Raw genomic sequence first — 26,573 nt, forward strand, 5'->3', positions numbered from 1 at the left:
CTTTTTTACTGGTTTAAACTACTTTCTACCGAAGTTACTTTGGCATCGCCCCAAAGCCCCTCAATGTCATAAAATTCACGAATATGTTTCTGGAAAACATGTACAACGACATTTACATAATCCATTAAAACCCACTCGGCATTATCTTCGCCCTCTACATGCCAAGGCTTGTCTTTGATAGCTTTGCTTACGGTTTTTCGGATTGATCCTACTATTGCGTTAACATGTGTATTAGAAGTACCATTACATATTATAAAGTAGTCACAAACGGTATTTTCAATATCTCTTAGGTCGAGTAAACTAATATCTTGTCCTTTGACTTCCTCAATCCCCTGTAAGATCACTGCAATTAATTCATCTGCACTGGATTTGCTTTCTTGCATTCAAAAATTTTAGTTTCTACAAAGTTATTTATTTTTTTGTTCTTTTAGGTTCAGATTTTTCCCCAATAAAGGTATTATCTGCGAAAACCATAGTTTATGCATTTAATCAAACTTAATGCCACGGAATCGACCAATGACTATTTGAAAAATTTGGCCTCTCAAGAGACTCTGCCCGACTTTACCGCCGTTGTTGCCAAAAGCCAAACCAAAGGTAAGGGTCAAATGGGTGCTAAATGGTCGTCAGAAGAAGGTAAAAACTTGATTTTAAGCGTATTAAAAAACAATTTAAGTCTTTTTCCAACTGATTCTTATAGTCTCAATATCTGTGCCTCTTTGGCCATTTATGACAGTTTGAGCGCCATAGGGGTGCCTGATTTAAAAATAAAGTGGCCCAACGACATTCTGTCAGGTTCTTATAAAATATGTGGCATCTTAATTGAAAATCAATTACGCGAATCTCAAATTAAATCGGCCATCATCGGTATTGGGTTAAATGTTAACCAAACCAATTTTCCTAACTTACAGAACGCAGCTTCCTTAAAAATGTTGTTAGGTAAATCTTATGACATCGAAGAATTACTCACCCTAATTTTAAAAAAACTTCAAATTTTGTTTGACTTATCGGCCAACAAAGGTATGGCAAGATTATGGAAGCGTTATGAAAATGTTCTTTTCCGTAAAGATAAACCATCGACCTTTGAGAGTAAAGGGGGTGATTTGTTTATGGGTTTTATCAGAGGGGTCTCCAGTGACGGTAGTCTGATAGTAGAGTTGGAAGACCAAATAATTCAAAACTTCGGACTAAAGGAAATCAAACTCCTTTACTGAGCGTAAAATCAAGCGGGCCAGTCGCAGTTATATTTTGGACAGATTGCTGCTTAGGGTACCCATAAAGTTGGTAATCGGTTTTTTGACCATCATCGCCATCATAGCATTGAACTGACCTTCGAAACTTAATGACACCTCACTTGAGGTATCACCCACCGAATTTATATGGGCGGTTAATGAAAAAGGAAGTTTGTCACTAGCGGCGCCCAAAACGATTTTGTTATAAGGTATTTGCTCTTTTCTTTGAAGTACTATTTCGGGCATGCCCTTAAGTGCGAAAAGAAACCGGTCTTCATTGATAACTTCGAACTTATCGATATTCTCTGGCATGAGCTTCTCGAAGTTTTTCAGGTCGGTCAAGAATTCGTAAACTTCTTGGTTTCCTTTTGGTACGACGGTATTAGGGGTTTCTATATGCATAAGTCTAATTTTGCCATTGAGAAGGGTTTGTTCTCCATTCTCTTAGTGTATTTAACTGTTCTTCTTTGACGAAGTGAGTTTCTGAAGCCTGTTGAATTAAATGCTCATAATCACTGAGTGTATGAAGGTCTAGTTCTTTGGATTTAAAATTGTCTTCCGCCACATCAAAACCGTAGGTGAAGATAGCCAGCATTCCTTTTACGTTCGCCCCAGATTCAAGAAGGGCATCAACGGCGTTCAAGCTACTTTTTCCGGTGCTTATCAGGTCTTCTATGACCACTACGGTCTGGTTGGCTTCCAGCTTGCCCTCTACTTGATTCTGTCGCCCATGTTTTTTGGGTTCTGGTCGCACATAAATAAACGGAAGGCCTAAAACATCGGCAACCAGGGCACCAATACCAATCGCACCTGTAGCTACCCCAGCGATGACATCTGGTTTACCATATAGGCTTTCAACTTGCTTGGCGATTTCTTCTTTTACAAAGTTGCGAATGGCCGGGTAAGAAAGCAGAATTCTATTGTCACAATAGATAGGCGATTTCCATCCGGAAGCCCATGTAAATGGATTTTCGGGTTTCAACTTTATTGCATTAATTTGCAGTAGAAGCTCGGCTGTTTTTTTGGCGGTGTTTTTGTCTAAAACCATGACGCAAATGTATAAAGTTTTTGTGAACGAATTGCCGTTGATCTTAACAAATAAGCTCTCGGAAACTGCCAATGGAGAATATTTTCCCTTGAATGAAAATTCGATTCAAGATGCGATCAAATCACTCAAGAAGAAGAAGCTGAACGCCGCTTATATCTACCATCCCAACCACGAAGAAATACTTAAAAAATTCACTAAAGAAATACCATTGGTGGTGGCCGCCGGTGGGGTAGTTACCAATGAATTGGGTGAGGTACTATTTATCTATAGAAACGATAAATGGGATTTGCCCAAGGGAAAACTTGATAAGGGTGAATCAATAGAAGATTGCGCCGTTAGAGAGGTAATGGAAGAGACAGGTGTGAAAAATTTGCGGATCGAAAATTTCTTGAGAACTACCTATCACGTTTTTAGTAATAGCGGGAAGTATACTTTAAAAGAGGTTCACTGGTATGCCATGAAAACCGAGTATACTGGTAAACTCAAACCAGAGAAAAAAGAAGGTATTGTAAAAGTGAAATGGAAAGGCCCGCAAAAGATTCAAAAGGCTCTTCAGAATTCTTACCCCAATATTAAATTGTTGTTCGGCGACTAGTTTTTGTTGCCTTCTTGACTTTCTTTCATTAAGCGGTAAACCGGGTATTGGTTGTGCGCTTTTTCGTAATACTCAGAGTTTTCGTAAATGTAACTTAGTTGACTATACCAATTGCTGGCAAAGGTCGGGTCATTCTCTTTTTTAAGAAGAAAACTATCTTTTAAAGCTGCGTTTTCTTCTAGAATTTCTAATGCTAAATCTTCAAAAACGTAAGGCGAAAAACCTTCTTTCTGTTGCAATATGGGGTCGAAGAAGTTCCAATTGAAAAACGAATCGACGGTCGAAGGTTCCAATGCCTCTAAAATATACCTAAAACCAAGTTGGTCGGTAGGTATGATTACATCGCCTTGTTGAAATTGAACTCTTTTTACAGTGACATTTACTTCGGTGTTTTTATGCGGGTAGTGGCCTTCATAAGGTACTACAGATGTGTCATAATTTTTGATTTTGTATGCTTCGACCGTCAGAGAAGTATCTCTCTGTAAAGTTTGATAATCAATATCGTTAAGGTCTAGCAGGTCGGTAATTCTTGTCCATCCTTTTCTTAGAACGTACGCGCTTGGTATCTCTACAGAATCGACCGCTTTGAAATAATTTGAATAGCGAACTTTTTTGCTAAAAGGTCTTTCCCTATCATATTTTAATCGATCAAACCCCGTTATTTCACTAGTCAACGTATCGGCTTCATAGCCTAGGAAATCAAGTTGGGAAACCCGTGTGGTATCAACTTGCCATTGAGTTGGGTAGTATTTCCATTCTTTGTGCCTATGTACGGCTTCAGCTCTTAATAGTTTGATTTTCTCATAGTCGCTTTCGGCAATTGAAAGCATCTTTTCCATAAGCTTATAGGTTCCTTTTACCCGCTGCTCATATGGTTTAAGCATGTGGGTTTCGACCATCATACCAAACGTGTTCCATAAGGTGGTGTATCCAGTAGAATATCTTGGAGAATCCATAAACTGGGAAAAACCATTTTCAGGAACAGCATTAAAAACATTCACATAAGGCGTAATTTCCCAATTATCCTTTTTTAGACCTTCTACTAACTTAGGCATCATTTCTTCGTGCAAATAGGTGCCTAACGCTCCGCCAAGTTTATTATGTTGGGTGAATAGATGAGTTAAGGTATACTGATAATCGGCACCATTACTAACATGGTTGTCTATAAAAATATCAGGTTTTACCATGTGGAAAATCTCGTAGAATGTCTTGGCGTTCTTTGAATCTGCCTTTATAAAGTCTCTATTCAAATCGTAATTTAGAGTATTACCCCTAAAACCGTAAGATTTGGGTCCGTTTTGATTGACTCTGGTTGTACTGTTCCTATTCATTGCTCCCCCGATATTATAAATGGGGATGGTAACTAGAACGGTATTTTCAGGAGCCTCGATTTGGCCGGTAGCCAAATCTCTATACAAGAGCATGGTTGCATCGATTCCGTCACTTTCACCAGGGTGTATGCCATTGTTGATAAGAATAACGGTTTTCTTATCTCCTATTTTTTGAAAATTGAAATCGCCGTCAGGGTTATAAGTAATGATGTGCAAAGGATATCCGCTATCGGTCTTACCCATTGTTTGCATATTTATTTCAGGAAATTCTCGAGCCAGCCTAATATAAAAATCTATGGTCTGTAGGTAGGTTGCCGTTTCTTCACCATTGCTCGATTCAAAATGCGTCTGGTAGGTTTCACCTTCGTTTTGCTCTTCACTCTTGCACGAAAGAACTAAAAAGGAAACTAAAATTATATAGTAAAACCTCTTTATAAAATGCTCTTGTATTGATGCTCTCATTCGGTAAAATTAAGCAAAAACACTTTTGGCAAGAATGATAGACAGAGTTTAAAAACAAAAAGAACGGTGCTATAACAAAATACCGACAATTGTTAGCAATATCTAGGCTTTCTGGGTTATTTCGGCAATTTGTTGTTTGTAGAGAGGTTTGTTATTGTAAGTGATTAAATGGTCCGTTCTTGTTTGGTAGTGTTCCCATTTCTCTTTGTCGTGGGCATCAATTGATGAAGTGATGATATTGATGCGAACTTTTTCTTCTGAGGGTAAAGCGATGAATTCTTCCAAGAATTGCCACCCGTCCATGATGGGCATGTTAATGTCTAAAAATATGACCTGTGGTAAGTTTGCCCCTTCCTCAAGATTTTTTTTAATTCCGTCAAGTGCTTTTTTACCGTTTACGTAAGAACTGATATTGTCGCAAGAAACGGTCAAGCTCAGCATTTTTTGTACTCCAAATACAGTTATGGGGTCATCGTCAATAATGCAAATACTCTCAATCTTTTTCATTAAAATATATGTTGAACGTAGTTCCCGTACCTACTTCACTACAGACGGCCACGCGTCCTTTCATGGCTTCAATCTGATTTTTTGTGATGTAGAGACCGATTCCCCTCGAGTCTTTGTGGTTGTGAAATGTCTTATACATGCCAAAGAGTTTGTCGCCATACCTCTTTAGGTCTATGCCCAAACCATTATCTTCAATAGATAGCATAGTAGAACCGTTCGTGTTTTGAAAACTCAATTTAACGATAGGCTCTCGGTTTGGATCTCTGTACTTTACGGCATTGGTAATAAAGTTCATTAAAATACTTTCCATATATGCAGGTACTACCTTTACGGTAGCGTCTTTTTCAACGTCATTAATTATAGTGGCATTATGACTTTTAAGGAAAGCAGTTAAATTCTGTTGTACCGTTTCTATTTTTTCATGAAGTAAGATTGGCTTTTTCTCCAATCCTACATTGGTATTGATGGCTACGACCTCATTAAGGTTTTCCAACGTTTCCATCAAATTGTTGGAAGCATTGGTAAGCATGCCCATAATATTTTTCTTTTCGTCTTCGTCTTTTTCATCGACCAAAAACTCCAATAACATCGAAAAATTGGCAGTATGTGAGCGTAAATTATGGGATACGATATGGGCAAAGTTGACCAATTTTTTATTTTGTAGCGAAGCTACATTGACCAAATCGCGCAGTTTTGATTCGTTTTGTTTAATGTTGGTAATATCATGGCTGATACCAACAATACCGTTGACCTTGCCATGTTCGCCAATCAAAGGTATTTTTGAAACCAAAAAAGTGGTGGTTTTGCCATTTTTTTGACGTATGCTACTTTCTTTGTTGATGATAGGCACTAGAGTGTCCATCACTTGTTGGTCTTCTTGATTGAGTTTTTCGGCAATGTCGCTATCGTAAAGCTCATAGTTGCTTTTTCCCAACAATTCTTGAGGGTCGTTAACGCCGAGAAAATCACATTCAGATTTGTTGACCAAAATCTTACGCGACTCTTTATCCTTGATATATATATTCAAGGGTAGGTTATCTATTAAAGTATGTAAAAGCGTTTCACTCGCCTTGGTCTTGTTTTCAGAAATTACCTTTTCGTTTATGTCTTGAAAGGTCCCTCTAAGCGCAACTACCTGCCCATTTTCGTAAACCGGTGTTCCATTGGCCTGAACCCATATTTCATTGCCCTTGGCCGTTATCAGCATTAATTTTTCGCTATAGGAAGTACCTTTCGTCATAGCATCATGAACTGCCATGGCAATCATGTTTCGACTGTAACCATCACGATAGAAATGAATACCCTCTTCAATGGTCGGTTCGTAATCAGCGGCTACCTCGTGAATTTTTTTGGTTACCGCACACCAGATTAGTTTGTCGGCAGCTAGGTCATACTCCCAACTTCCAATTTTTCCGATTTTCGAAATGATATCCAATTTGGATCTAAGTCTTCCTAAGTTGGTTTCCGCTAATTTTTGATGGGTAACATCTTCCGTATGAATGATAAGACCGATTACATTTTCTTTTTCGTCAATCCAAGGATTACAGTGCCATTCAAACCATTTTTTTCCACTGGGGTCGTATTTGCATTCTTCAAAAGTTTTATCAACTTTTTCTGAAATACAGTCACTTAAAGTGTTGGTAATCTGATTATTGGAATTGGAATATAAGTAGTCGATACGCTTGCCGAAAACCTCAGAAGCCTTTAGGTTGTATAGTTTGAGCCACTTGTCGGAAGCATAAACTACCTCAAAATCTACATTGACAAATGCCGTAGCGTTCGGCAATTGTTTAATCAGATATTTTTGGTTATCTATTTCGGTTCCTTTCGGCATAATAACGAAATTTCGTACTAAAGTAGTGCGGATGGGGGATTTATCTAAAGGTTTGTTGTGAATATGACGAAAGCCGTTGTTTGGTTCAAGATTCAAGTGGTTTGGTCAAAATAATGAAATTTGAAAGTTATTTCCTACTATTATAATCTAAAAGTAGTATGATTATCTATGGCAAGAAAATAATTTAATTGCAAAAAAAGAAAATATAATGCTAAAGTTTTGCATTAAGTGAAAAAAACAGGCTAAGATACTCTCACAGTATCAGGAACCAGCCCTGTATAATCACCACCATTTCTTATGACATCTCTAACAATTGATGAACTTATGTAAGATTTACCTGACGAAGTGAGTAGAAATACCGTTTCTATTTCGGAAAGCTTTCTATTGGTATGGGCAATTGCTTTTTCAAATTCAAAATCGGCAGGGTTTCTTAATCCTCTTAAAATAAAACTGGCGTCCATCTTCTTACAAAACTCGACCGTTAAGCCTTCATAGGTCTGAACCTTTACCTTAGGTTCGTTTTGAAAAGCCTTGGTTATAAACTCCATACGCTTTTCTAAAGTGAACATATACTTTTTGTCGGCATTGACACCGATGGCAATAATAACCTCGTCAAAAAGTGTAATGCCCCTCATGATGATATCATAATGACCTAGGGTCAGTGGATCAAATGAGCCGGGGAAAATAGCACGTTTCATAATAGTTGGTTAGGATTTTTTAAAAATAAAACCTTCAATCGAGTTGTTTCGGTTCTATTTTTCATGAAAAATAAGAATCGAACGATTGATGACCAAAGATTCGCCCTATTTCTTTAAGGCCTCTTCAATAGCACTATCGAAAAGGGCCGAGATAGAAATTCCGGCAGTTTTTGCCTGTTGCGGTAGAATACTTTCCCTAGTAAGGCCCGGGGTGGTATTCATTTCAAGCATATAGGGTTCGTCGCCTTTAAAGATAAATTCACTTCGGGTGTAACCTTTCATCTTTAGTACCTCATAGGCTTTCTTAGCAACTTCGGTAACATTTCTTTCTTGGGCAGATGATAATCTGGCAGGGGTAATTTCTTGCGATTTACCTTCGTATTTGGCCTGATAATCAAAGAAATCGTTTTCACTTACGATTTCGGTAATCGGCAAAACTTTGGTTTCTCCTTGATAAGTAATTACACCCACCGATACTTCGGTTCCATCTAAAAATGACTCAATAATAACTTCATCATCTTCTTGATACGCCTTTTTGATGGCTGGTACCAATTCTTCATTTTTATACACCTTGGTTATACCAAAACTGCTACCCGCTTTGTTAGCTTTAACGAAACAGGGTAGGCCGACTTTGGCTACGATGAGGTCTGGTTTAATCTCATCGCCCATGTTCAAGTAATAGGAAGTAGCCGATTTGATTCCGTATGGTTTTAAGGTACTGAGTAAATCCCTCTTATTGAATGTTAATGCAGATTGATAATAATCGCATGATGTTTGGGGTATGTTAAGAAGCTTAAAATAGGCCTGCATCAAACCATCTTCACCCGGCGTACCATGAATCGCGTTGAAAACACAATCAAATGAGATTTTTTCGCCATTGATTTCTACGGTGAAGTCATGACGATCGACAGGGTGCTCAATATCTTTCTCATCAACATAAACCCATTTTTCTTTTAATATATGAATGCGATAAAGGTTGAACTTTTCCCTATTCATAGATTCGTAAACAACATTGCCGCTTTTTAAAGAAATCTGTACTTCGCTCGAGTAGCCACCCATGATTATGGCAATATTCTTTTTCATTTGTTCGTTTTTTGAAAAGTTCGATTCAAAGAAAAGAAAAACAGTCTGAATTGTCACTAAAATTTTGTGAGCAGTAGATTTATCATCGATTCTTGAATCGAATATTATATTATTCAAACTTTAGGTGCACCCAACTTTGTCTTAAAACAAAATATTGAAGCGCATCATTACTTATATTTGTGACGTCTAAATAATCCTCATGCGAAATTTTTTAAATTTTCTAAGAAGTAAAGTTTTTCTCATACAAATAGGTCTAGCCATTTTGGTTACCATCATTTTAGTGTTTTTGGTTTTACGTTATTTGGACAATACCACTAATCACGGAGAGTTTGTAGAGGTTCCTGATTTTTCGAAAATGTCGGTGCCTGAAATGAGAAAGGCCGTTGAAGATGCAAGTCTACGCTATGAGGTACTTGATTCTGCCAATTATAATCCTGAATATCCAAGATTTTCTATTATTGAACAAAACCCACCTGCGGGCAATAAAGTAAAAGAGAATCGAAAAATCTACTTTACGGTCAATCCTTCAGGATATAAAAAAGTATCCATACCCAACATCATACAGGTTACGCAACGAAATGCAACTTCTATGTTGCGTGCGGTAGGGCTCGATATTCAAAGAGTCACTTATATTGATGAGCTCGGAAAAGATATGGTTTACCACATCAAGTACAAAGGTAAATATGTGAAACCTGGCGATAAACTTCCCAAGACATCTAAGATAGAACTGGTCTGCGGTAACGGTACCGTTTCAGACGAGGCTAGGGTACAAGCAGACTCTGAATAACCTATGCAATCACAAGAAAATGAAGAGTGGAACGATGATGAACTTTTTGAGCATCATAGTTTTACAGCGGCGAAAGGTCAAGAACCTTTAAGGGTAGATAAATTTTTAATGAATTTTATCGAGTATGCTACCCGAAATAAAATTCAACAGGCTGCCAAAAGCGGACATATTTGGGTCAATGGCTCTATAGTTAAGCAGAATTATAAGGTGAAACCGGCCGATGAGGTCAAGGTGATGTTCGAGCATCCGCCCCACGAGTTCTTATTGGTGCCTGAAGATATTCCTTTAGATATAGTCTATGAAGATGAGGTGCTTTTGGTAGTGAACAAACCTGCCGGAATGGTTGTGCATCCCGGGCATGGTAACTACTCTGGTACCTTAATCAATGCCCTTCTGCATCACATTAAAGATTTGCCTGTCAATAGTAATGAACGCCCAGGGTTGGTACATAGAATTGATAAAGATACGTCCGGGCTTTTGGTCGTTGCCAAAACGGAGGCGGCTATGACCCACTTGGCCAAACAATTTTTTGATAAGACATCTGAACGGGAATATATCGCCTTGGTTTGGGGAAATGTCGAAGATGACGAAGGAACTGTAGAAGGTAACATTGCCCGTAACCCAAAAAATAGGTTGCAGATGCAGGTTTTTCCTGATGGCGATGAAGGTAAAGAAGCCGTTACCCATTATAAGGTTCTAGAGCGTTTGGGCTATGTTACCTTGGTTTCTTGTAAGCTGGAGACCGGTCGTACCCACCAAATAAGGGTACATATGAAATACATCGGCCATACCCTATTCAACGACGAGCGCTACGGAGGTGATAAAATATTGAAGGGTACTACATTCACTAAGTACAAACAGTTCGTTGACAATGCCTTTAAAATATTGCCCAGACAGGCCCTTCATGCAAAAACTCTTGGCTTTACCCATCCCGTAAGTGGTGAACTAATGCGGTTCGATTCTGAAATTCCGGAAGATATGGTAGCCTGTATCGACAAGTGGAGGCATTATTCGAAACATAGTCAATAGGTATAATCAAATTCAATGGCTTCATCAAGAAGACTATGGTTAGGCCGTTGCTTTTCATTTCTAACCTCCTTACTTTTACCCCGCTAAAAAATTAGAAATGAAAATTGTTGTTTCTCCTGCCAAGTCGTTGGATTTTGATACCGAATTGCCCGAAATAAAACCCACCCAGCCCCAGTTTATCGCGGAAGCTGAAAAGCTGAATAAAGTCTTGGCAAAGAAGAAGCCTAAAGCTTTGAAAGAGTTGATGTCAATCTCAGATAACCTTGCTGAATTGAATTGGGAGCGTAACCAGAATTTCGAAGTACCCTTTACAGCTGATAATTCGCGACCAGCTGCTTTTACCTTTAGCGGTGATGTTTACCAAGGGTTAGATTCATTTAACATACCAGTAGAAAAACTGACAAAGCTACAGGATACCTTAAGAATTTTGTCAGGTCTCTACGGTGTGCTCAAACCTTTTGACCTTATTCAGGCTTATCGATTAGAGATGGGTACCAAATTAAAGGTCGGCCGAAAAAATAATCTTTATGAATTCTGGAAGAAACCTGTTACTGATTTTTTAAATGCCGAATTAGATGATAATGAGTTATTCTTGAACTTGGCCAGTAATGAATATTTCGGGGCGGTTGATACCAAACGTTTGAAAGTACCGGTAATCAGTCCTGTTTTTAAGGACTGGAAAAATGATAAGCTTAAAATCATCAGTTTCTTTGCCAAAAAGGCCAGGGGCTCAATGGTTCGTTACATTATCGATACCGATGCGAAAACGCTGTCTGATATCAAGGGCTTTGATTATGACGGGTATAAGTTTAGTGAAGAGTATTCCGAGAAAGAAAACGAACCCGTATTCATCAGGTAGTTACTTTTTTTTCTTAATATCGATTTTCTCTTCCACGGTGGGTCTTCTTTTAATTTTGCGCGGCCTTTTGGCTCCGTACGACCTATTGGCAATTTTTCCTCTTCTAGATTTTTGATCTCCTTTTCCCATGATTTATTTTTTTGAAGGAGAAAATTAATTTTTTTCAGAAGAAATATCAAGTTTTGTTCGTTACCGGAAATTAAGAAGGCTTGTTTTTGCCCACGATAATCTCCATTTTTGAAACTTGGTTTTTTACCCTATCTGACTATTATAAAATTGTTCTGTCTTGTTTTTGCATACCCATCCTTATGAGCCATTTCTATTTCCCGAAGCCACAAAGCTCATCGTTGGTACGCTTCCTCCGCCAAGGTTCACATCTGGCGATTTGAAGCCCGATGATGTCGATTTTTGTTATGGTAGTAGAAATGGTATGCTTTGGCCCATTTTAGACCGCATCTTTAACTTGCAATTAAAATTCGAGAATAATCAGCAGGCAGTTCTCCAAAGAAAAAACTTTCTTTTTGAACAAAAGATAGCCGTTTGCGATATTGTTGAAAGTGCCGAAAGAATGAAAGTTGATGCTTCGGATTTAGGTATGCAAAATGTTTGCTTGAGAGATATAATTGGCCATCTTGAAAATTATGAAGAAATCAAGACTATTTTGTTCATGGGTGGCAACAGCAAAAATGGGCCGGAATATTTCTTTAGAAAATCAATAAAAGCGCACCATATCAAATTAAGAACTGTTTCGGATCAAGTGCCCCGAATCTATTCTTTTGAGTTACCAAAGACTAAAAGAACGATAGAGACTGTATCGCTTACCGCGCCATCTGGAGCTGCCAATCGGGCAGTGGGCAGTTTAGATGCCTACAAGTATCAAAAATCTTTAAACGTGGCGTATAACACCTTAGATTTTCGGGTCGATCAATACAGGCAATTTTTTATTTCTTAGAATTTCCCTTTTCCCATTTAAATCGCTATGTTGGGTGCTTCGTAAATCGAGTCGAAATTTTATGTAGTGAGGTCAAAAACCAAAAAGAGCCTTGTCGGTTTAGACAAAGCTCTTTTACGAGAACACTATATGAAAATGAAAAAATTTACTTCTGTTTTGTTTACATGAGTAAAAGTATCAGTAAGCAAAGCGATATCGAAATTATTGTTGTGAACTCTGTTGTTTTTGTAGTGTAGCCAAATATTTTTGTTATAACCTCAGCGATAGATTGACAATCACCGTAGAATACCGATATTTATGGAGCTAAAAGAAACTCGATTACCTGATTAATGATCGCCTGATAACCATATTTTTTATAAAACAGCCTATGCAACAGCAAGATGAGAAACTGAACGAGTTTAAAAAATCGGTCAATAATAAATTTAATGTCTACAATAGTCTTTTTCTAAACCTACCTTATCGAAATATTGAGAACGTAGGTATTCTTATTCCGCTTTTATTGGATCAATGCCAAAAAGGATTGGACTCCGGTCAAAATCCGCAAGAAATTTTGGAATCATTTTTTCAAAACTATGTGAAGATAGAATCAGAGAAAGAACGCATTGATTTTATGTTCCGGATCATTCAGTATGTTGAACGTCAAGTGGTACTTTATGATAGTGTTGAAGATGCGGCTTTTCCGAAACTGCAAGAGCATCGAAGATCGTTGAGCATTCCTGATTATTTTGAACTGGTAGATAAGAATAAGAGTTGGGATAAGGTCTCTAAGAAATTATCGACCTTCAGTGCCAGAATTGTATTAACGGCCCACCCAACGCAATTCTATACGCCGGCAGTTCTTGATATTATTGATGACCTTCGGTCTCTGATTTTAGAAGACCGTATCGATGATATCGACGTAACGTTACAACAACTGGGTTTAACATCACTTTTGAATGCCGAAAAACCAACTCCTCTAGATGAGGCCAAGAATATTATCTACATCCTCCGACATACTTATTATGAGGCTATTGGTGAATTATATTCTTATATCAAATCGAATATTCGAAAGGCAGATTTTGATAACCATAATATTATGAAACTTGGTTTTTGGCCAGGTGGTGATAGAGATGGTAACCCGTTCGTAACTGCTCCGATTACCAAAGACGTAGCGAACGAGCTGCGTGTCACTTTGATGAAATGTTATTATAATGACCTTAAGCAAATTCAAAAGAAGCTTACCTTCAAAGGGGTTCAAGAGCCGATTAGAAAACTGAGAAACAATCTGTACACAGCTATGTTCGATGCCAGCAAGAATGTGGGTTATGAAGATATTCTTCAGCCTTTGCTCGACATTCGCGAACTGTTGGTGACCAAATATCATAGCCTTTATCTTAAAGAATTAGATTTTTTTCTTGATAAGGTCAAAATATTCAAAACCCATTTCGCTACACTTGATATCCGTCAAGATCATAGCAAGCACAAACTGGCTATAGAAACCATTCTAAAGCAAAATGGTTTGATCAAAGAAACTGTCGATGAGCTATCCGAAAAAGAGCTTGTTGATATTCTGATCAATAAGAAGCTTGAGTTGAATGCAAGTGATTATGATGAGCCGATAGTAAAAGATACCATTGAAAACATTTCACAGTTAAAAGACATTCAAGCCACCAATGGTGAGGATGGTTGTAACCGGTATATTATTAGTAATTCAGAGGATATTTTTTCCGTATTGTTCGTATTCGGCCTATTTAGATGGTGTGGATGGGAACGTGAGGAAATAACTTTTGATATCATTCCGCTATTCGAAACTATGAAGGGTATGGATAGTTCTGAAGATACCATGCAAACCCTTTTCGATTTACCGGAATATCGTGAACATTTAGAAAATAGAGGTAATAACCAAACCATCATGCTAGGCTTCTCAGACGGAACAAAAGATGGGGGGTATCTTAAAGCCAATTGGAATATTTTAAAGACCAAAGAAACCTTATCGAAGATTTGTAGTAAAAATGGAATCAAGGCCATATTCTTCGATGGCCGTGGTGGACCACCAGCTAGAGGTGGTGGCAAGACACATCGATTCTATGCCGCTCAAACCAAAGAGGTGGCCAATAACGAGATTCAGTTGACCATTCAAGGGCAGACGATTACCAGTACCTACGGTACTAAAGAGCATTTTATTCATAACAGTGAGCAGCTTTTGACCGCTGGTCTTTCCAATAATTTATTTGGAAAAGAGAACGTAATCTCAAGGTCGCAGCGCAAACTGATAGAAGAACTTTCCGAATTAAGTTTTGCAAAGTATGATGCCCTTAAGAACCATGAAATGTTCATTCCGTACTTGGAGAATAGAAGTACATTAAAATATTACCAAAAGGCCAATATTGGTAGTAGACCGGGCAAACGCGGAAATAAAAAGAAACTAGAACTTACAGATCTTAGAGCGATTTCCTTTGTTGGGTCATGGAGCCAATTGAAACAGAACGTTCCTGGCTATTTCGGTATCGGAACCGCCATTAAGACCTTGAAAGATGATGGTAGAATTAATGAGATTAAAAAGTTATACAAAGAAGTACCATTCTTTAAGGCTTTAATGCTCAATAGTATGATGTCGCTTTCCAAATGCTACTTTGAACTTACCAGCTATATGAAGGAGGATAAAAAATATGGCGAGTTCTGGAATATTCTTCATGAAGAGTATTTGCTGTCGAAAAAAATGTTACTAATGATTTCGGGCAGTAAGGTTCTTATGGAAAACGAGGCAGTGTCTCGAGAGTCGATTAAGATTCGCGAAAACATTGTGCTACCATTATTGGTTATTCAACAATTTGCACTACAGAAAATTGGGCAAGAGTCTGATTTGACCGAGCTTTACGAAAAGATTGTTACCCGTTCATTGTATGGTAACATCAATGCCAGTAGAAACTCGGCTTAAGGATTAGTATCTAAATGAAATAAAGAGGGATTTCCAGTTTTATTGGAAATCCCTCTTTGATTTATAGAATTAACCGTTTAACGGATTTATTAGTTTTTGGTCATTTTGGTCTTTCTCCGATTAACTTATTGACGTAAGTTTCAACTCGCTTGATTCAATTCTTTTCATATGTACAAAAGGTATTTTTTTAGCTTGTGTTGTGTTCTTTTTCTTATTGGGTGTAGTGAGGCTGATGAAGATATGCCGGTCATTGAGAAAGGTAATCTAGAGGTGCAGGTTTGGGTCGACAATAAACCCTCCGAAAATGCCAATGTAACTACTTCCCCGTCAACTTTATCTCTAGTTACCGATAGTGAAGGTAGCGCTTTGTTCGAGAATATTTCTGTAGGAGAATACGAGGTAAAAGTAGTATTGCCAGAAGCTCCTGATGATTATTTTACGAGAATGGTGAACGTATTACATGATGAGACCATATTTGTAAAGTTAGAACTTGAGGCGATTCCTGTAATATATCCACAGGAAATAGATTTAAGTTTGGTTCTTGGTAATCTATATGAACAAATTGGTGATGGTTATAGTTTTGATGGCTTCAGTACTTTTTGGGGCGACATAGGTACAGATATCGCCTATGTTAATAAACAAACAAATGGTGAGCTAACGACTTTAGATAAATACCTATTATCTTCAGGTGATCCTATTGTGAATCGAGTTTTTTCAGAGTACTATGCGATAATCCGTAACATAAATATGGGCTTGGATTGTTTGAATGATCCTGAATGCTTGGGTGCCCAGGAAATTGATGAAGTCGAGTTTGAGGCTAAATTCAAATTTTTAAGAGCTTTAACGTATTTCAACCTAGTAAAGATTTATGGAAATCCTGTTTTGGTAACTACTTTGAATACCAATCTTGAGACTCCTTCGGAATATGTACAAGGTGGTGAGGAGGTTTATCAACAAATCATTGAAGATTTAGTCTTTGCCGAGCAGTATTTACCACATTTCGAATCCGTTTACGAATCTAGTAGAGAAGCGGCAACGGCTCTTTTAGGCAAAGTATATATGCAAATGGCGGGTTTTCCTTTGTTGCAAACCGAGAAATATACCAAAGCCTTGGAGCAATTCAAAAAGTTACTGAATTTGCTTTCTCTGGAGGAAAGTTATTCTAATGTGTTCAACTCAACCATGGCTTCCCAAAGCTTAGAAAACCTATTTGCCGTTAAATTTTCTTCCGGTTTCTATGGGGAAGCTTGGGGGCCTTTGGGATTTGCAACCGGGGATTGGTTATTACTGAGCCGTTCATTTATAATAGCATCTGGGGCAGGGAATACCTTTACGGATTCGGTTGCCTTTCCTATTAGCGTTCCCGATCAGAGATTCTATCACAATATAGCTTCATTTACAGTGGCCGGTGCACAAATTGAAGATGCCGTCAATCCCGAAGATTGGAGGCCATTAAAGTTTAAGTCAAAATTAGATATAACTGAAAGCGACATTATTAATTATTCTATTCTGATTAGATATGCTGATATTTTATTATTGCTTGCCGAAGCGGAAAATAATGTAAATGGTCCTACAGCAATGGCGTACGAAGCTTTTAATTCCGTACGCAGAAGAGCTTATCAAAATGAAAATTATGACCTGCCATCAGGATTAAGCCAGCAAGAATTTTTTAATGCTATCGTAGAGGAAAGAAAACTGGAACTTTGTTTTGAAGGTCTTCGCAAAGACGATCTCGTGCGTTGGCAATTACTAGAAGATAAACTGTTGGAGTTTAATGAATCACACCCAGAAGACCTAAAGGATTTTCAAAACCATGAATACATATGGCCCATTCCACAAAATGAAATGGATAGAAATTCATTATTACAACAAAATCCAGGTTATTGACTATTTATAAAATCGTAAAACCCCCGCAACGGAAACTTCCGTTGCGGGGTTTTTTTAGATTTGGCTATTTAATGTAAAGCCTCTTATTTCTTATTTTGTTGATTCTTGATGGTCTTTTCATCAAAATCAAACTTATTGGTATCTATTCTAGTGTTACCAGTAGGATTCGTAGGATTACTTTGTTCCTTCTTCCTTCTGAATTTTTTATCTTCTATAATTCCCATGTCTATGTTTTTTATTTGATTTACTTTAATCTAAACAATAGAAGGGGCAATCGCTGTTAAAGCATAGATAAGACTATGTTATAGATAGTTAAACCGTTAATTATCAGTTTTTTTGAGCACTTTTTACGATGCTGGCGGTTACCAACATTTGCCCTGTATGCCTTTGGGAGTGTTCAGCGGAATGAAACAGTAAACCAATTACCGTGCTGGGCAGTTTTTTTCTACCTACGGTACGCCCTTCCTTTAGAACATCTTCAGAAAGAGTCTTAAAGTAGGCCAAGGCTTCGTCGAGTTGACCATCAAAATCCTCGATGAGGTGGGCAATGGTTATCGTTCTATCTTCTTTTCCTTCCGCTCTTAAAAATTCGAACTGACTTTCGTTCAAACTTTTCCCTTTGGAATAAGTAATCATTCGATCTAAAACGCCGGTGATGTGCTGCAGATGAAAAGCTATGGAAGCCCTGCCATGGGGTTGTAGCCAAAGTTGCTCTGGGCAGATGTTCACAGTGTACTTTTTTATTTCCTCAGATGTTTGGAGTAGGGCATGGGCGGCTGGTTGCAAGAGAGCGGGAATACCAGCAATAGGGCCCCGTAGCCACACTTCGTATTTCTGATTTTCTTCCTCGTTTAACATTTGTCCTTATTCCTGTCTAATAGTATTTACGAATGAATCGAGTTTGCTAGCTCCGTTTTTATTTAGATGCTTAATGAGGGCCGACCCAATAATTGCGCCTTTGGCATGTTTTGTAGCTTGACCAAAAGTTTCTGAATTACTGATTCCAAAACCAACTATCTGCGGATTTTTCAAGTTCATGCTCTTAATGCGCTCGAAATATTCAACTTGTTCTTTGCCAAAACCACTTTTAGCGCCCGTAACGCTCGCAGAACTCACCATGTAAATAAATCCTTTGGAAACGGAATCAATAAATTGAATTCGCTCATCGGGAGTTTGTGGTGTAATTAAAAATACATTGAGGAGTCCGTTTTTTTCAAAAATGGCCTGGTATTCCTCATGGTATACATCCACCGGTAAATCTGGAATAATTAGTCCGTCAATACCTATTTCTTCACATTTTTTACAAAAGGCCTTTACACCATATTGTAGCATAGGGTTGAAGTATCCCATTATAATTAACGGAATGGAAACCGTTTTCCTAATATCTTTCAACTGATCAAACAGCACCTCGGTAGTCATTCCGTTTTTAAGGGCGGCTGTCGAGCTTTCTTGAATCGTTGGGCCGTCTGCCAAAGGATCGCTAAAAGGCAGTCCGATTTCAATCATATCGACCCCGTTTTTCTCTAACCCCTCGATGATGCCAACCGTATCGTTCAGCTCAGGATAGCCAGCGGTAAAATATATAGAAAGCAACTTTTTGTCTTGTTGAAGTTTTTCGGTTATTCTGTTTGTCATAGCTTAAAATAATCAATGTAGGTATTCAAATCTTTATCTCCCCGCCCCGAAAGGTTGATGACAACAATATCATCAGTGTTAAATTTCCGTTCTTCTAAAATCGCAAAAGCATGAGATGATTCTATGGCGGGAATAATACCCTCTAATTTTGAGAGCAATAAACCGGCTTGCATAGCTTCGTCATCTGTAATCGATATAAATTCACCTCTGCCAGATTTAAAAAGATGTGCGTGCATAGGCCCTACACCAGGATAATCAAGGCCTGCCGAAATAGAATACGGTTCTGTAATCTGACCATCTTGGGTCTGCATAAGCAAGGTTTTGCTCCCATGAATAATACCGACTTTTCCAAGTGCCGATGTAGCGGCACTTTCACCGGAGTGTATTCCTTTGCCGGCAGCTTCAACGGCGATGATGCCCACATCGGTATTATCAAGAAAGTGATAGTAAGCGCCGGCGGCGTTGCTACCTCCACCTACACAGGCAACCACATAATCAGGGTTTTCCCTACCTTCCTTCTCCTTCAATTGCCATTTGATTTCTTCTGAAATAATAGATTGAAACCTGGCCACCATATCCGGATACGGGTGAGGGCCAACGACAGAGCCAATAATGTAATGAGTATCTACCGGATTATTGATCCAATCTCTAATGGCTTCATTAGTGGCATCCTTTAATGTTTTACTACCGGATTTTGCTGGTCGTACCTCTGCGCCTAGCATTTTCATACGGGCTACGTTCGGAGCCTGGCGATGAATATCGATTTCACCCATATAGACCACACATTGAATACCCATCAAAGCACATACGGTAGCCGTGGCCACCCCGTGCTGACCAGCACCTGTTTCGGCAATAATTCTATTCTTGCCCAATCTCTTGGCCATAAGAATTTGACCAATGGTGTTGTTCACCTTATGAGCACCTGTATGGCAAAGATCTTCCCTTTTTAGATAGATTTTGGTGTTGTATTTGTTAGATAACCTTTCGGCAAAATAGAGTGGGGTAGGGCGGCCCACATAATCTTTTAGCAATTGATGAAACTCCTTTTGAAAGGAATCTTCTTTCATTACCGAGATGTAGTTGCGACGAAGCTCTTCGCAGTTGGGGTACAGCATCTCAGGTATGAAGGCTCCTCCAAATTCTCCGTAATATCCTTTTTCGTTAGCGTTGTACGACATTTAAAATTCGTTTTTAGTAAGCAATTCTTTAAAAGTCTTGACCTTATCTACCACCTTGAGTCCTGGTTTTGATTCAAACCTACTGTTGATATCAATGGCATGGCAGTATTGAGCCTCCGGTTTTTTTGAAAAATCTTGAATAGATTTTAGTTCTTCCAACCCTATTCCTCCGCTTAAAAAGTAGGGTTTGGTAGAGTTGTATTGATTTAATACCGACCAATCGAATGCATATCCATTACCTCCAGGTAATTTTCCTTTGGTGTCAAATAGATAAAAATCACAGACAGTTTCAAATATTTCAAGCTTTTCAAAATCAAAATCATCCTTAATGGAAAAAACTTTGATAATCTGTATTTGCTTAGCTTTCGTTTTAAGTTCATGACAGAATTCAGGACTTTCATTTCCGTGTAATTGTACCAATAGCAAATTATAATCCTCTATTTTCTGTAGAATATAGGTTATGCTTGCATCGACAAAAACCCCCACTTTTTTAATCTTATGGGGCAATGGTGGCGGCGAACCCTTAAAATAACGTTCGCTCTTTTCCCAAAAAATAAAACCAAGATAGTCGGGTGACAGTGAAGCGATTTCCGTTGGGTTGTGCTTCATGCCACAAACTTTAAGTTTTAAATGGCCGGTATCACTCAATGTTGAAGGTTTTTCTTTTGGATTAGTATAAAAGTAATTCATCTTAATACCGTTTATTCAGCCACAAGCTCACTGATAAACTTTTGGGCATTCATACCAGGGTTCTCTGTCTTCATAAAATTTTCACCGATCAGAAAGCCTTGATATCCATAAGTCTTTAGTTCGTTAATGGCTGCAGTAGTACTGATGCCGCTTTCCGAAACTTTCACAAACTCATCAGGAATTTCGGTAGCCAAAGTTTTACTGGTATCTAAACTGACTTCAAAAGTCTTTAAGTTTCTATTATTAACACCCAACATATCTAAGCTCGGCATAATCGACTTTTGAAGTTCTTCCAAATTATGGACTTCAAGTAATACATCGAGGTGTAGGCTCTTTGCCAGCTCAGAGAACTGCTTAATTTCTTCTTTGCTTAAAATGGAAGCGATCAAAAGAATTACATCGGCACCAAAGGCCTTCGCCTCTAATATTTGATATTCGTCAATGATAAATTCTTTTCTTAGGATGGGTATTTCTACTGAGGCCCGTGCCAATAGCAAGTCATCTAAAGAACCTCCGAAGTACTTTCCGTCTGTCAATACTGAAATACCTGTTGCCCCTGCGGTTTCATAACCGTAAACCACATCTGAAACATTCAAACCTTGATTAATGACCGATTTAGAGGGCGAGCGGCGTTTGTGCTCTGCGATGATTCCAGAACTACTGGACCTTAGAGCATCTGCTAGTGAAGAGCCCGAACGCCCGAACAAGACCGATTTTTCAAGTTGGCGGGCAGATATTACCGATTTTTTAAGGTCAACCTCGATACGTTTATCGGCAACTATTCTATCAAGTATGTTCATATTAAATCAATTATCGGTTCAAGCACTTAGCTGTTGTAATTTTTTCAGCGCATTTAACGCATTGCCATTCAGTAATGATTCCTTAGCTTTTTCAAATCCTTCTTTCGGGTTCAAATCTTGAACGGTGGCAATGGCAATACCTGCATTGGCACAAACCACATTGTTTTGTGCCTCGGTACCTTTACCTTGTAAAACATTCAGGAAGATTTGTGCCGATTCTTCAACTGAATCGCCACCCACAATTTCTGAAGCTTTAATGGTCTTGACCCCAAAATCTTCGGGTTTCAACATACTTTCGGTATGATTACTGATTGTTTTGGTATTTCCGGTCAGTGATATTTCATCATAACCATCAAGGGCATGCAGAACGGTAAAGTTCTTATCAGTATTTTGGTAGAGATAACCATACATTCTGGCCAATTCGAGGTTGAATACACCCACCATTTGATTTTTTGGAAAAGCAGGGTTCACCATGGGCCCCAACATATTAAAGAATGTCTTAACGGCGAGTTCTCTTCTGATGGGGGCTACATTTTTCATGGCGGGATGAAAAAGTGGCGCGTGCAATACACATATACCGGTCTCTTCAATTGATTTTTTAAGAAAATCAGGGTCATTGCTGAATTTGATACCAACAAATTCCATGACATTGCTACTACCGCATTTAGACGATACCCCATAATTACCGTGCTTGGTAACATGTACTCCGGCGCCGGCGGTAACAAAAGATGCCAGTGTAGAAATATTGAATGTATCTTTTCCATCTCCACCCGTTCCGCATAGGTCAATGGGGTTATAATCCGATAAGTCGACCGCAAGGCACAGTTCAAGAAGGGCATCTCTAAACCCTTCCAACTCTTCTATCGTAATGCTGCGCATCATATATACCGTTAGAAAAGCGGCAATTTGATTGCTGTTATATTCACCTTTGGCAATATTGACCAAAACTTGTTTCGCATCTTCTTTTGACAGAAAATCATGATTGATCAATTTGTTCAGTATCTCTTTCATTGTCTGCTTTCTCTTTGTTTTTTTAGGAGTTTAGCCAGTTTTTAAGAATTTCTTTGCCCTGAGGGGTCAAAACCGATTCAGGGTGAAATTGAACAGCTGACACATCGAAGGTCTTATGCCTTAGACTCATAATCTGTCCGTTTTCATCGTACGAGGTGGCTTCCAATACCTCGGGCAGTTCTGTATTCACGACCCACGAATGGTACCTGCCCACCTCAATTTCTTCAGGAAGGCCTTTAAAATTTGGATCGCTTTTAACAATCTTTATTTTTGTGGAAATGCCATGATATACTTGATCAAGATTGATTAATGAAGCACCAAAAACCTCACCAATGGCTTGCTGACCTAGGCAAACACCGAAAATACTCTTGGTGGGCGCATATTTTTCAATAATCTGCTTTAAAAGCCCTGCTTCATCAGGTATTCCTGGCCCTGGAGATAATACGATTTTATCAAAAGCATCTACCTCTTCAAGGGTTAGTTGGTCGTTTCTTTTGACAATAACCTCACAATCTAAATCTTCAAGATAGTGAACCAAGTTATAGGTAAAACTATCATAGTTGTCGATCATTAAAATCTTCTTCATGCTCATATGGTTTTGGCTATTTCCAATGCTTTGGTCAAGGCACCCAATTTGTTGTAGGTTTCTTGAAGTTCATCGTCAGGGTTCGATGCGGCAACTAGGCCCGCACCAGCTTGGTAATGTAGTTGATGGTTTTTGCTCAGAAAAGTTCTAATCATAATGGCGTGATTGAAATTGCCATTAAAGTCCATAAACCCAATAGCACCCCCATAATAACCTCTGCTTGTCTTCTCATATTTTTCTATGAGTTGCATAGCCATATGTTTTGGTGCTCCGCTCAAGGTACCGGCCGGAAATGTATCGGCGACCACCTTCATGGTCGTAATGTTCTCTTTTTTATGCCCGGTAACCTTTGAAACCAAATGAATTACGTGAGAGAAGAATTGAACTTCACGATAATTGGTAACCTCTACCATATTACCGTTTCTACTTAAATCGTTTCTGGCCAAATCGACCAACATTACATGCTCACTGTTCTCTTTGTCATCTTCTGTTAGTTTTCTGGCCAAAACCGCATCTTGCTCATCGTTTCCGGTTCGCTTAAAGGTTCCTGCAATCGGGTGAATCTCTGCCTTACCGTCTTTAACGATTAACTGTGCCTCTGGCGAGCTTCCGAAAATCTTGAAATCTCCGTAATCAAAGTAGAACAAATAGGGAGAGGGGTTGATCGATCTAAGTGCCCTATACACATTAAACTCATCCCCTTTAAAACCTTGTGAAAACCTTCTTGAAAGCACGAGTTGAAAAACATCGCCCCTATGGCAATGTTTTTTTGCCAACCGAACATGCTCCCGGTATTCATCATCTTCTAAATTGGAAGCGGCCTCACCCTCTAAAGAAAAGTTATAAGAGGCGAAATTACGAACGTTGAGAATCTGCTCAATCTGTGAAATATTATCGTCGCTTTCAAAGCAATGGGCGAACAGGTAGGCTTCGTTCTTGAAGTGATTGATAGCAATGATGTTCTGGTATACCGCATAATAGATGTCGGGTATGGCAACAGAATCTTTTTTCTTTGTTAAGTCGATATCTTCAAAGTAACGAACCGCATCATAGGCCATGTAGCCAAAAAGCCCATTATTGATAAACTTAAAGTCGTGTTCTTCGACCTCGAACAATTGACCGAAATCGTGAATTGATTGAACAACATCGGTTTCAGCATCAATGGTAGATTCGTGATTCGATCCATCAGGAAGCTGATGATATATAGTTTCATTTTCTACCTTAATCGAGGCAATGGGGTTGCAGCAGATATATGAAAAACTATTATCGTTTGCATGGTAGTCGCTACTTTCAAGAAGAATACTATTCGGAAATCGATCTCTGATTTTTAAGTAAACGCTGACCGGTGTTATGGTGTCGGCCAGTATTTTCTTGTAGTGGGTCTTTAGTTTGTACTTCATTTTCAATAGGGTTCAAAAGTAAAAGGCTTGTCGTGATTGACAAGCCTTTCTTTATAATGTTACTTATATGGAGGTTCGCTCACGAATTCTGTCGAGAGTTGTTCCACCACCAAGTATTTACTTTTCCGTTGTGCATGGTTCAAATATAGAAATCATTTTTATAACCGCAAATCAAAAATTGGTTTAAAATCAATCGTTGATATACGCGTCACATTACGCTCGCGTATTGTTAGAATAGTCAATCAGAAAATAAAAAAGCCCGCTTTAATAATAAAGCGGGCAAAACTTGTGAGGTCAAGTTTATTATAAATGTATCTTCTAATTAAAACTCAAGGTCAACGACCAAATCGAATTCGTCATAGATGGTTTTATCACCAAGGTTTTCAAAGAAACTACCTGAACCGTATTTGATGTCATAATTAGTTCTGTCTACCTTAACGGTTGCGGTAGCTTTGCTACCATAAATAGAAACATCAAAAGTGACAGGCTTGGTAATACCTTTTATGGTTAAATCTCCTGTTACTTCGTAAGAGTTCTTTCCGGTAGATTTTACTTCGGTGAAAACTAATTTAGATGTACCATGATTTTCAACTCCAAAGAAATCATCAGCTTTAAGGTGACCTTCTAACTTAGCCTTACCATCGCCTTCCATATCTGTGGAAATTAAGCTGGTCATATCGGCCACGAATTCTCCGCCAGTCAACTGGTCACCGTCAAATACTAAATGTCCGGATTCTAAATTAACAGTACCTGTGTGAGAACCGGTAACTTTATAAGCTTTCCAGGTAACAGTACTGGCATCGGTCTTTACTTCTTTTTTTTCTTCGGCAATCGGTTCGGTCGCAGCTGCTGATCCAAAGACCAAGGCCAATGCCAAGGTAAATACTCCTTTTTTCATAATTTCAATAATTTTAGTTAATAATTAGTAATGTTTATATAATCGTAATCAAGTTCTCGGTAGATTTTCTAACCTTTTTATAGTGCTGCGTTTGATCTTCTTCAGAACGATAACCTACAGCTGCCAGAACAACGGCGTTTAGGTTTTTATCATCTAACCCGAGAATCTCGTTGAATTGGGCCGAATCGAAACCTTCCATGGGGCAAGTATCTATTTTAAGATCTGCCGCAGCTGATAAAAGATTTCCTAATGCTATATAAGCTTGTTTTGCCGTCCAAGCGGCTTTTTGCTCATCTGTTAAAGGCATTAAATTCGCTTTCATTAAATCGGCGTAGGCTTTTAATCCTTCCACAGGTATACCCCTTGTCTCACTAACGTTCGTCAAATAGTCGTCTACTAGCTCATCGCCGAAAGTGGTTTGATTTGCCAATACTATAAGGTGCGAAGCCTCGGTAATTTGAGACTGGCCCCAAGCGGCGGGCTTTAGCTTAGCTCTTATATCATCATCTTTCAGGACTAAAATTTTGTATGGTTGTAATCCGTAAGATGAAGCACTTAAAGAGGTAGCCTCTAAAAGTTTGCTCAAATCATCTTCAGAAATCTTCTTCGTGCTATCAAATTTTTTGGTGGCATAACGCCAGTTAAGATTGTCAATATAATTACTCATTTGTATAAATTTAATATTTAGTTTAAAACTTATCTAGAAGTTTGTTTAATTCTTCTAAATCTTTAGTATTCAGATTGTTTAGTATTCTTTCTTCTGCCTTTTGCATGGCTTTATCAAGTTCAAGAAGAATTTCTTCTCCAGGTTTGGTAATTCTTATTTCTACCTTTCTTCTATTACTTGGGCAAATAGACCTGTCTACAAAACCTTTTAAGATGAGTTTGTCTACCAATCGGGTGGTATTACTCATTTTAGTAATCATTCTCTCGTTCAATGTAGAAAGGTTGGCGGGTTTGCCTTTTTGACCTCTCAAGATTCGCAGAACGTTAAACTGCTCAAGCGACATTTCGTAGGCTTTAAGTGAGCAGGTGATTATTTCATTGATTTTATTGGCGACTAGGCTTAAATGAATGATGGTCCTGCTTGGCAGTGGAATTTTCTTCTCGGTTTTTATTATTTCCTCAACATTCATGTCATTACAATTATTGTATAT

Annotated in this window: 29 protein-coding genes; 8 read left to right on the top strand and 21 right to left on the bottom strand. The window is 38.5% G+C overall.

The annotated features are described in order from the left end of the window. Positions 1-5: 5 nt before the first annotated feature. Positions 6-383, bottom strand: a complete 378-nt coding sequence (gene rsfS / locus D1013_RS06240) for a ribosome silencing factor (RefSeq protein WP_121848050.1) — start codon at positions 381-383, stop codon at positions 6-8. A 96-nt stretch (positions 384-479) separates the two neighbouring features. On the opposite strand from rsfS, the gene D1013_RS06245 reads away from it, so the two are divergent. Beyond that, positions 480-1,211, top strand: a complete 732-nt coding sequence (locus D1013_RS06245) for a biotin--[acetyl-CoA-carboxylase] ligase (protein ID WP_121848051.1) — start codon at positions 480-482, stop codon at positions 1,209-1,211. Between the two features lie 27 nt (positions 1,212-1,238). Here the strand turns inward: D1013_RS06245 and D1013_RS06250 are convergent, their stop codons facing one another. Together D1013_RS06250 and pyrE are read right to left on the bottom strand one after the other, a co-directional pair. Further along, positions 1,239-1,631 (bottom strand): SRPBCC family protein, encoded by a 393-nt coding sequence (locus D1013_RS06250; protein WP_121848052.1) that lies wholly within the window; start codon positions 1,629-1,631, stop codon positions 1,239-1,241. 4 nt (positions 1,632-1,635) lie between these two features. After that, entirely contained in the window at positions 1,636-2,277 is a 642-nt protein-coding gene (gene pyrE / locus D1013_RS06255; protein ID WP_121848053.1) for an orotate phosphoribosyltransferase, read from the bottom strand. A 7-nt stretch (positions 2,278-2,284) separates the two neighbouring features. Here pyrE and D1013_RS06260 point away from each other — a divergent pair, with 7 nt between their 5' ends. Next, the gene (locus D1013_RS06260) at positions 2,285-2,872 is read left to right on the top strand and encodes an NUDIX hydrolase (protein WP_121850630.1); all 588 of its coding nucleotides are present in this window, start codon (positions 2,285-2,287) and stop codon (positions 2,870-2,872) included. On the opposite strand, the gene D1013_RS06265 is transcribed toward D1013_RS06260, so the two are convergent. The 5 genes from D1013_RS06265 to D1013_RS06285 all read right to left on the bottom strand — a co-directional run bounded on the left by D1013_RS06265 (position 2,869) and on the right by D1013_RS06285 (position 8,787). Next, positions 2,869-4,665, bottom strand: coding sequence for a M14 family metallopeptidase (locus D1013_RS06265; RefSeq protein WP_121848054.1), 1,797 nt, complete (start codon positions 4,663-4,665; stop codon positions 2,869-2,871). The genes D1013_RS06260 and D1013_RS06265 overlap by 4 nt on opposite strands. A gap of 102 nt (positions 4,666-4,767) precedes the next feature. Beyond that, a complete protein-coding gene (locus D1013_RS06270) occupies positions 4,768-5,172 on the bottom strand; it encodes a response regulator (RefSeq protein WP_121848055.1) in 405 nt (134 codons plus the stop codon). Next, positions 5,159-7,006: a PAS domain-containing sensor histidine kinase gene (locus D1013_RS06275; RefSeq protein WP_121848056.1), complete on the bottom strand. Its 1,848-nt coding sequence runs from the start codon at positions 7,004-7,006 to the stop codon at positions 5,159-5,161. Before D1013_RS06275 ends, D1013_RS06270 begins: the two co-directional genes overlap by 14 nt. 242 nt (positions 7,007-7,248) lie before the next feature. Next, entirely contained in the window at positions 7,249-7,704 is a 456-nt protein-coding gene (gene coaD, locus D1013_RS06280) for a pantetheine-phosphate adenylyltransferase (RefSeq protein ID WP_121848057.1), read from the bottom strand. 105 nt (positions 7,705-7,809) lie between these two features. Beyond that, complete coding sequence (locus D1013_RS06285; RefSeq protein ID WP_121850631.1) at positions 7,810-8,787, bottom strand: D-alanine--D-alanine ligase; 978 nt, start codon at positions 8,785-8,787, stop codon at positions 7,810-7,812. Between the two features lie 199 nt (positions 8,788-8,986). Between D1013_RS06285 and D1013_RS06290 the strand changes: the two genes are divergently transcribed. The 3 genes from D1013_RS06290 (at position 8,987) to yaaA (ending at position 11,462) form a co-directional block, all read left to right on the top strand. Next, positions 8,987-9,574, top strand: coding sequence for a PASTA domain-containing protein (locus tag D1013_RS06290; RefSeq protein ID WP_121848058.1), 588 nt, complete (start codon positions 8,987-8,989; stop codon positions 9,572-9,574). A gap of 3 nt (positions 9,575-9,577) precedes the next feature. After that, a complete protein-coding gene (locus D1013_RS06295) occupies positions 9,578-10,603 on the top strand; it encodes an RluA family pseudouridine synthase (protein WP_121848059.1) in 1,026 nt (341 codons plus the stop codon). 97 nt (positions 10,604-10,700) lie between these two features. Beyond that, the gene (yaaA, locus tag D1013_RS06300) at positions 10,701-11,462 is read left to right on the top strand and encodes a peroxide stress protein YaaA (protein ID WP_121848060.1); all 762 of its coding nucleotides are present in this window, start codon (positions 10,701-10,703) and stop codon (positions 11,460-11,462) included. Here yaaA and D1013_RS06305 read toward each other — a convergent pair whose 3' ends face one another. Beyond that, positions 11,463-11,591 (bottom strand): 30S ribosomal protein THX, encoded by a 129-nt coding sequence (locus tag D1013_RS06305; protein WP_121848061.1) that lies wholly within the window; start codon positions 11,589-11,591, stop codon positions 11,463-11,465. Positions 11,592-11,748: 157 nt separating this feature from the next. On the opposite strand from D1013_RS06305, the gene D1013_RS06310 reads away from it, so the two are divergent. The 3 genes from D1013_RS06310 to D1013_RS06320 all read left to right on the top strand — a co-directional run bounded on the left by D1013_RS06310 (position 11,749) and on the right by D1013_RS06320 (position 17,218). Continuing rightward, on the top strand, positions 11,749-12,414 hold the full coding sequence (locus tag D1013_RS06310) for a uracil-DNA glycosylase family protein (RefSeq protein WP_121848062.1): 666 nt from the start codon (positions 11,749-11,751) through the stop codon (positions 12,412-12,414). A 367-nt stretch (positions 12,415-12,781) separates the two neighbouring features. Then, positions 12,782-15,331 (top strand): phosphoenolpyruvate carboxylase, encoded by a 2,550-nt coding sequence (locus D1013_RS06315; protein WP_121848063.1) that lies wholly within the window; start codon positions 12,782-12,784, stop codon positions 15,329-15,331. 168 nt (positions 15,332-15,499) lie between these two features. Beyond that, a complete protein-coding gene (locus D1013_RS06320; protein WP_121848064.1) occupies positions 15,500-17,218 on the top strand; it encodes a RagB/SusD family nutrient uptake outer membrane protein in 1,719 nt (572 codons plus the stop codon). Positions 17,219-17,301: 83 nt separating this feature from the next. Here D1013_RS06320 and D1013_RS20285 read toward each other — a convergent pair whose 3' ends face one another. The 12 genes from D1013_RS20285 to D1013_RS06375 form a co-directional block, all read right to left on the bottom strand. Further along, a complete protein-coding gene (locus D1013_RS20285; protein ID WP_162987820.1) occupies positions 17,302-17,442 on the bottom strand; it encodes a hypothetical protein in 141 nt (46 codons plus the stop codon). A gap of 103 nt (positions 17,443-17,545) precedes the next feature. Next, positions 17,546-18,076 (bottom strand): DinB family protein, encoded by a 531-nt coding sequence (locus D1013_RS06325; RefSeq protein WP_121848065.1) that lies wholly within the window; start codon positions 18,074-18,076, stop codon positions 17,546-17,548. A gap of 6 nt (positions 18,077-18,082) precedes the next feature. After that, positions 18,083-18,853 (bottom strand): tryptophan synthase subunit alpha, encoded by a 771-nt coding sequence (gene trpA, locus D1013_RS06330; RefSeq protein ID WP_121848066.1) that lies wholly within the window; start codon positions 18,851-18,853, stop codon positions 18,083-18,085. Next, positions 18,850-20,031 carry a tryptophan synthase subunit beta gene (gene trpB, locus D1013_RS06335; protein WP_121848067.1) on the bottom strand — a complete coding sequence of 394 codons (1,182 nt, stop codon included), beginning with the start codon at positions 20,029-20,031 and terminating at the stop codon, positions 18,850-18,852. Before trpB ends, trpA begins: the two co-directional genes overlap by 4 nt. Beyond that, positions 20,032-20,721: a phosphoribosylanthranilate isomerase gene (locus D1013_RS06340; RefSeq protein WP_121848068.1), complete on the bottom strand. Its 690-nt coding sequence runs from the start codon at positions 20,719-20,721 to the stop codon at positions 20,032-20,034. A gap of 11 nt (positions 20,722-20,732) precedes the next feature. Next, positions 20,733-21,521, bottom strand: coding sequence for an indole-3-glycerol phosphate synthase TrpC (gene trpC, locus D1013_RS06345; protein WP_121848069.1), 789 nt, complete (start codon positions 21,519-21,521; stop codon positions 20,733-20,735). Positions 21,522-21,539: 18 nt separating this feature from the next. Then, the gene (gene trpD, locus D1013_RS06350; RefSeq protein WP_121848070.1) at positions 21,540-22,532 is read right to left on the bottom strand and encodes an anthranilate phosphoribosyltransferase; all 993 of its coding nucleotides are present in this window, start codon (positions 22,530-22,532) and stop codon (positions 21,540-21,542) included. A 22-nt stretch (positions 22,533-22,554) separates the two neighbouring features. Beyond that, positions 22,555-23,118 (bottom strand): anthranilate synthase component II, encoded by a 564-nt coding sequence (locus tag D1013_RS06355; RefSeq protein WP_121850632.1) that lies wholly within the window; start codon positions 23,116-23,118, stop codon positions 22,555-22,557. 2 nt (positions 23,119-23,120) lie between these two features. Then, the gene (locus tag D1013_RS06360) at positions 23,121-24,518 is read right to left on the bottom strand and encodes an anthranilate synthase component I family protein (RefSeq protein WP_121848071.1); all 1,398 of its coding nucleotides are present in this window, start codon (positions 24,516-24,518) and stop codon (positions 23,121-23,123) included. 322 nt (positions 24,519-24,840) lie between these two features. Continuing rightward, positions 24,841-25,416, bottom strand: coding sequence for a YceI family protein (locus D1013_RS06365; protein WP_121848072.1), 576 nt, complete (start codon positions 25,414-25,416; stop codon positions 24,841-24,843). Positions 25,417-25,450: 34 nt separating this feature from the next. Beyond that, positions 25,451-26,083 carry an NAD(P)H-dependent oxidoreductase gene (locus tag D1013_RS06370; protein WP_121848073.1) on the bottom strand — a complete coding sequence of 211 codons (633 nt, stop codon included), beginning with the start codon at positions 26,081-26,083 and terminating at the stop codon, positions 25,451-25,453. Positions 26,084-26,105: 22 nt separating this feature from the next. Continuing rightward, on the bottom strand, positions 26,106-26,552 hold the full coding sequence (locus D1013_RS06375) for a MarR family winged helix-turn-helix transcriptional regulator (protein WP_121848074.1): 447 nt from the start codon (positions 26,550-26,552) through the stop codon (positions 26,106-26,108). Positions 26,553-26,573 lie beyond the last annotated feature (21 nt).

The organism is Euzebyella marina (assembly GCF_003687485.1).
GTDB lineage: Bacteria > Bacteroidota > Bacteroidia > Flavobacteriales > Flavobacteriaceae > Euzebyella > Euzebyella marina.

Bases quoted from the DNA above. Each gene is read 5' to 3' on its own strand.
- rsfS (WP_121848050.1), bottom strand. From the start codon at position 383: ATGCAAGAAAGCAAATCCAGTGCAGATGAATTAATTGCAGTGATCTTA.
- D1013_RS06245 (WP_121848051.1), top strand. From the start codon at position 480: ATGCATTTAATCAAACTTAATGCCACGGAATCGACCAATGACTATTTG.
- D1013_RS06250 (WP_121848052.1), bottom strand. From the start codon at position 1,631: ATGCATATAGAAACCCCTAATACCGTCGTACCAAAAGGAAACCAAGAA.
- pyrE (WP_121848053.1), bottom strand. From the start codon at position 2,277: ATGGTTTTAGACAAAAACACCGCCAAAAAAACAGCCGAGCTTCTACTG.
- D1013_RS06260 (WP_121850630.1), top strand. From the start codon at position 2,285: ATGTATAAAGTTTTTGTGAACGAATTGCCGTTGATCTTAACAAATAAG.
- D1013_RS06265 (WP_121848054.1), bottom strand. From the start codon at position 4,665: ATGAGAGCATCAATACAAGAGCATTTTATAAAGAGGTTTTACTATATA.
- D1013_RS06270 (WP_121848055.1), bottom strand. From the start codon at position 5,172: ATGAAAAAGATTGAGAGTATTTGCATTATTGACGATGACCCCATAACT.
- D1013_RS06275 (WP_121848056.1), bottom strand. From the start codon at position 7,006: ATGCCGAAAGGAACCGAAATAGATAACCAAAAATATCTGATTAAACAA.
- coaD (WP_121848057.1), bottom strand. From the start codon at position 7,704: ATGAAACGTGCTATTTTCCCCGGCTCATTTGATCCACTGACCCTAGGT.
- D1013_RS06285 (WP_121850631.1), bottom strand. From the start codon at position 8,787: ATGAAAAAGAATATTGCCATAATCATGGGTGGCTACTCGAGCGAAGTA.
- D1013_RS06290 (WP_121848058.1), top strand. From the start codon at position 8,987: ATGCGAAATTTTTTAAATTTTCTAAGAAGTAAAGTTTTTCTCATACAA.
- D1013_RS06295 (WP_121848059.1), top strand. From the start codon at position 9,578: ATGCAATCACAAGAAAATGAAGAGTGGAACGATGATGAACTTTTTGAG.
- yaaA (WP_121848060.1), top strand. From the start codon at position 10,701: ATGAAAATTGTTGTTTCTCCTGCCAAGTCGTTGGATTTTGATACCGAA.
- D1013_RS06305 (WP_121848061.1), bottom strand. From the start codon at position 11,591: ATGGGAAAAGGAGATCAAAAATCTAGAAGAGGAAAAATTGCCAATAGG.
- D1013_RS06315 (WP_121848063.1), top strand. From the start codon at position 12,782: ATGCAACAGCAAGATGAGAAACTGAACGAGTTTAAAAAATCGGTCAAT.
- D1013_RS06320 (WP_121848064.1), top strand. From the start codon at position 15,500: ATGTACAAAAGGTATTTTTTTAGCTTGTGTTGTGTTCTTTTTCTTATT.
- D1013_RS20285 (WP_162987820.1), bottom strand. From the start codon at position 17,442: ATGGGAATTATAGAAGATAAAAAATTCAGAAGGAAGAAGGAACAAAGT.
- D1013_RS06325 (WP_121848065.1), bottom strand. From the start codon at position 18,076: ATGTTAAACGAGGAAGAAAATCAGAAATACGAAGTGTGGCTACGGGGC.
- trpA (WP_121848066.1), bottom strand. From the start codon at position 18,853: ATGACAAACAGAATAACCGAAAAACTTCAACAAGACAAAAAGTTGCTT.
- trpB (WP_121848067.1), bottom strand. From the start codon at position 20,031: ATGTCGTACAACGCTAACGAAAAAGGATATTACGGAGAATTTGGAGGA.
- D1013_RS06340 (WP_121848068.1), bottom strand. From the start codon at position 20,721: ATGAATTACTTTTATACTAATCCAAAAGAAAAACCTTCAACATTGAGT.
- trpC (WP_121848069.1), bottom strand. From the start codon at position 21,521: ATGAACATACTTGATAGAATAGTTGCCGATAAACGTATCGAGGTTGAC.
- trpD (WP_121848070.1), bottom strand. From the start codon at position 22,532: ATGAAAGAGATACTGAACAAATTGATCAATCATGATTTTCTGTCAAAA.
- D1013_RS06355 (WP_121850632.1), bottom strand. From the start codon at position 23,118: ATGAAGAAGATTTTAATGATCGACAACTATGATAGTTTTACCTATAAC.
- D1013_RS06360 (WP_121848071.1), bottom strand. From the start codon at position 24,518: ATGAAGTACAAACTAAAGACCCACTACAAGAAAATACTGGCCGACACC.
- D1013_RS06365 (WP_121848072.1), bottom strand. From the start codon at position 25,416: ATGAAAAAAGGAGTATTTACCTTGGCATTGGCCTTGGTCTTTGGATCA.
- D1013_RS06370 (WP_121848073.1), bottom strand. From the start codon at position 26,083: ATGAGTAATTATATTGACAATCTTAACTGGCGTTATGCCACCAAAAAA.
- D1013_RS06375 (WP_121848074.1), bottom strand. From the start codon at position 26,552: ATGAATGTTGAGGAAATAATAAAAACCGAGAAGAAAATTCCACTGCCA.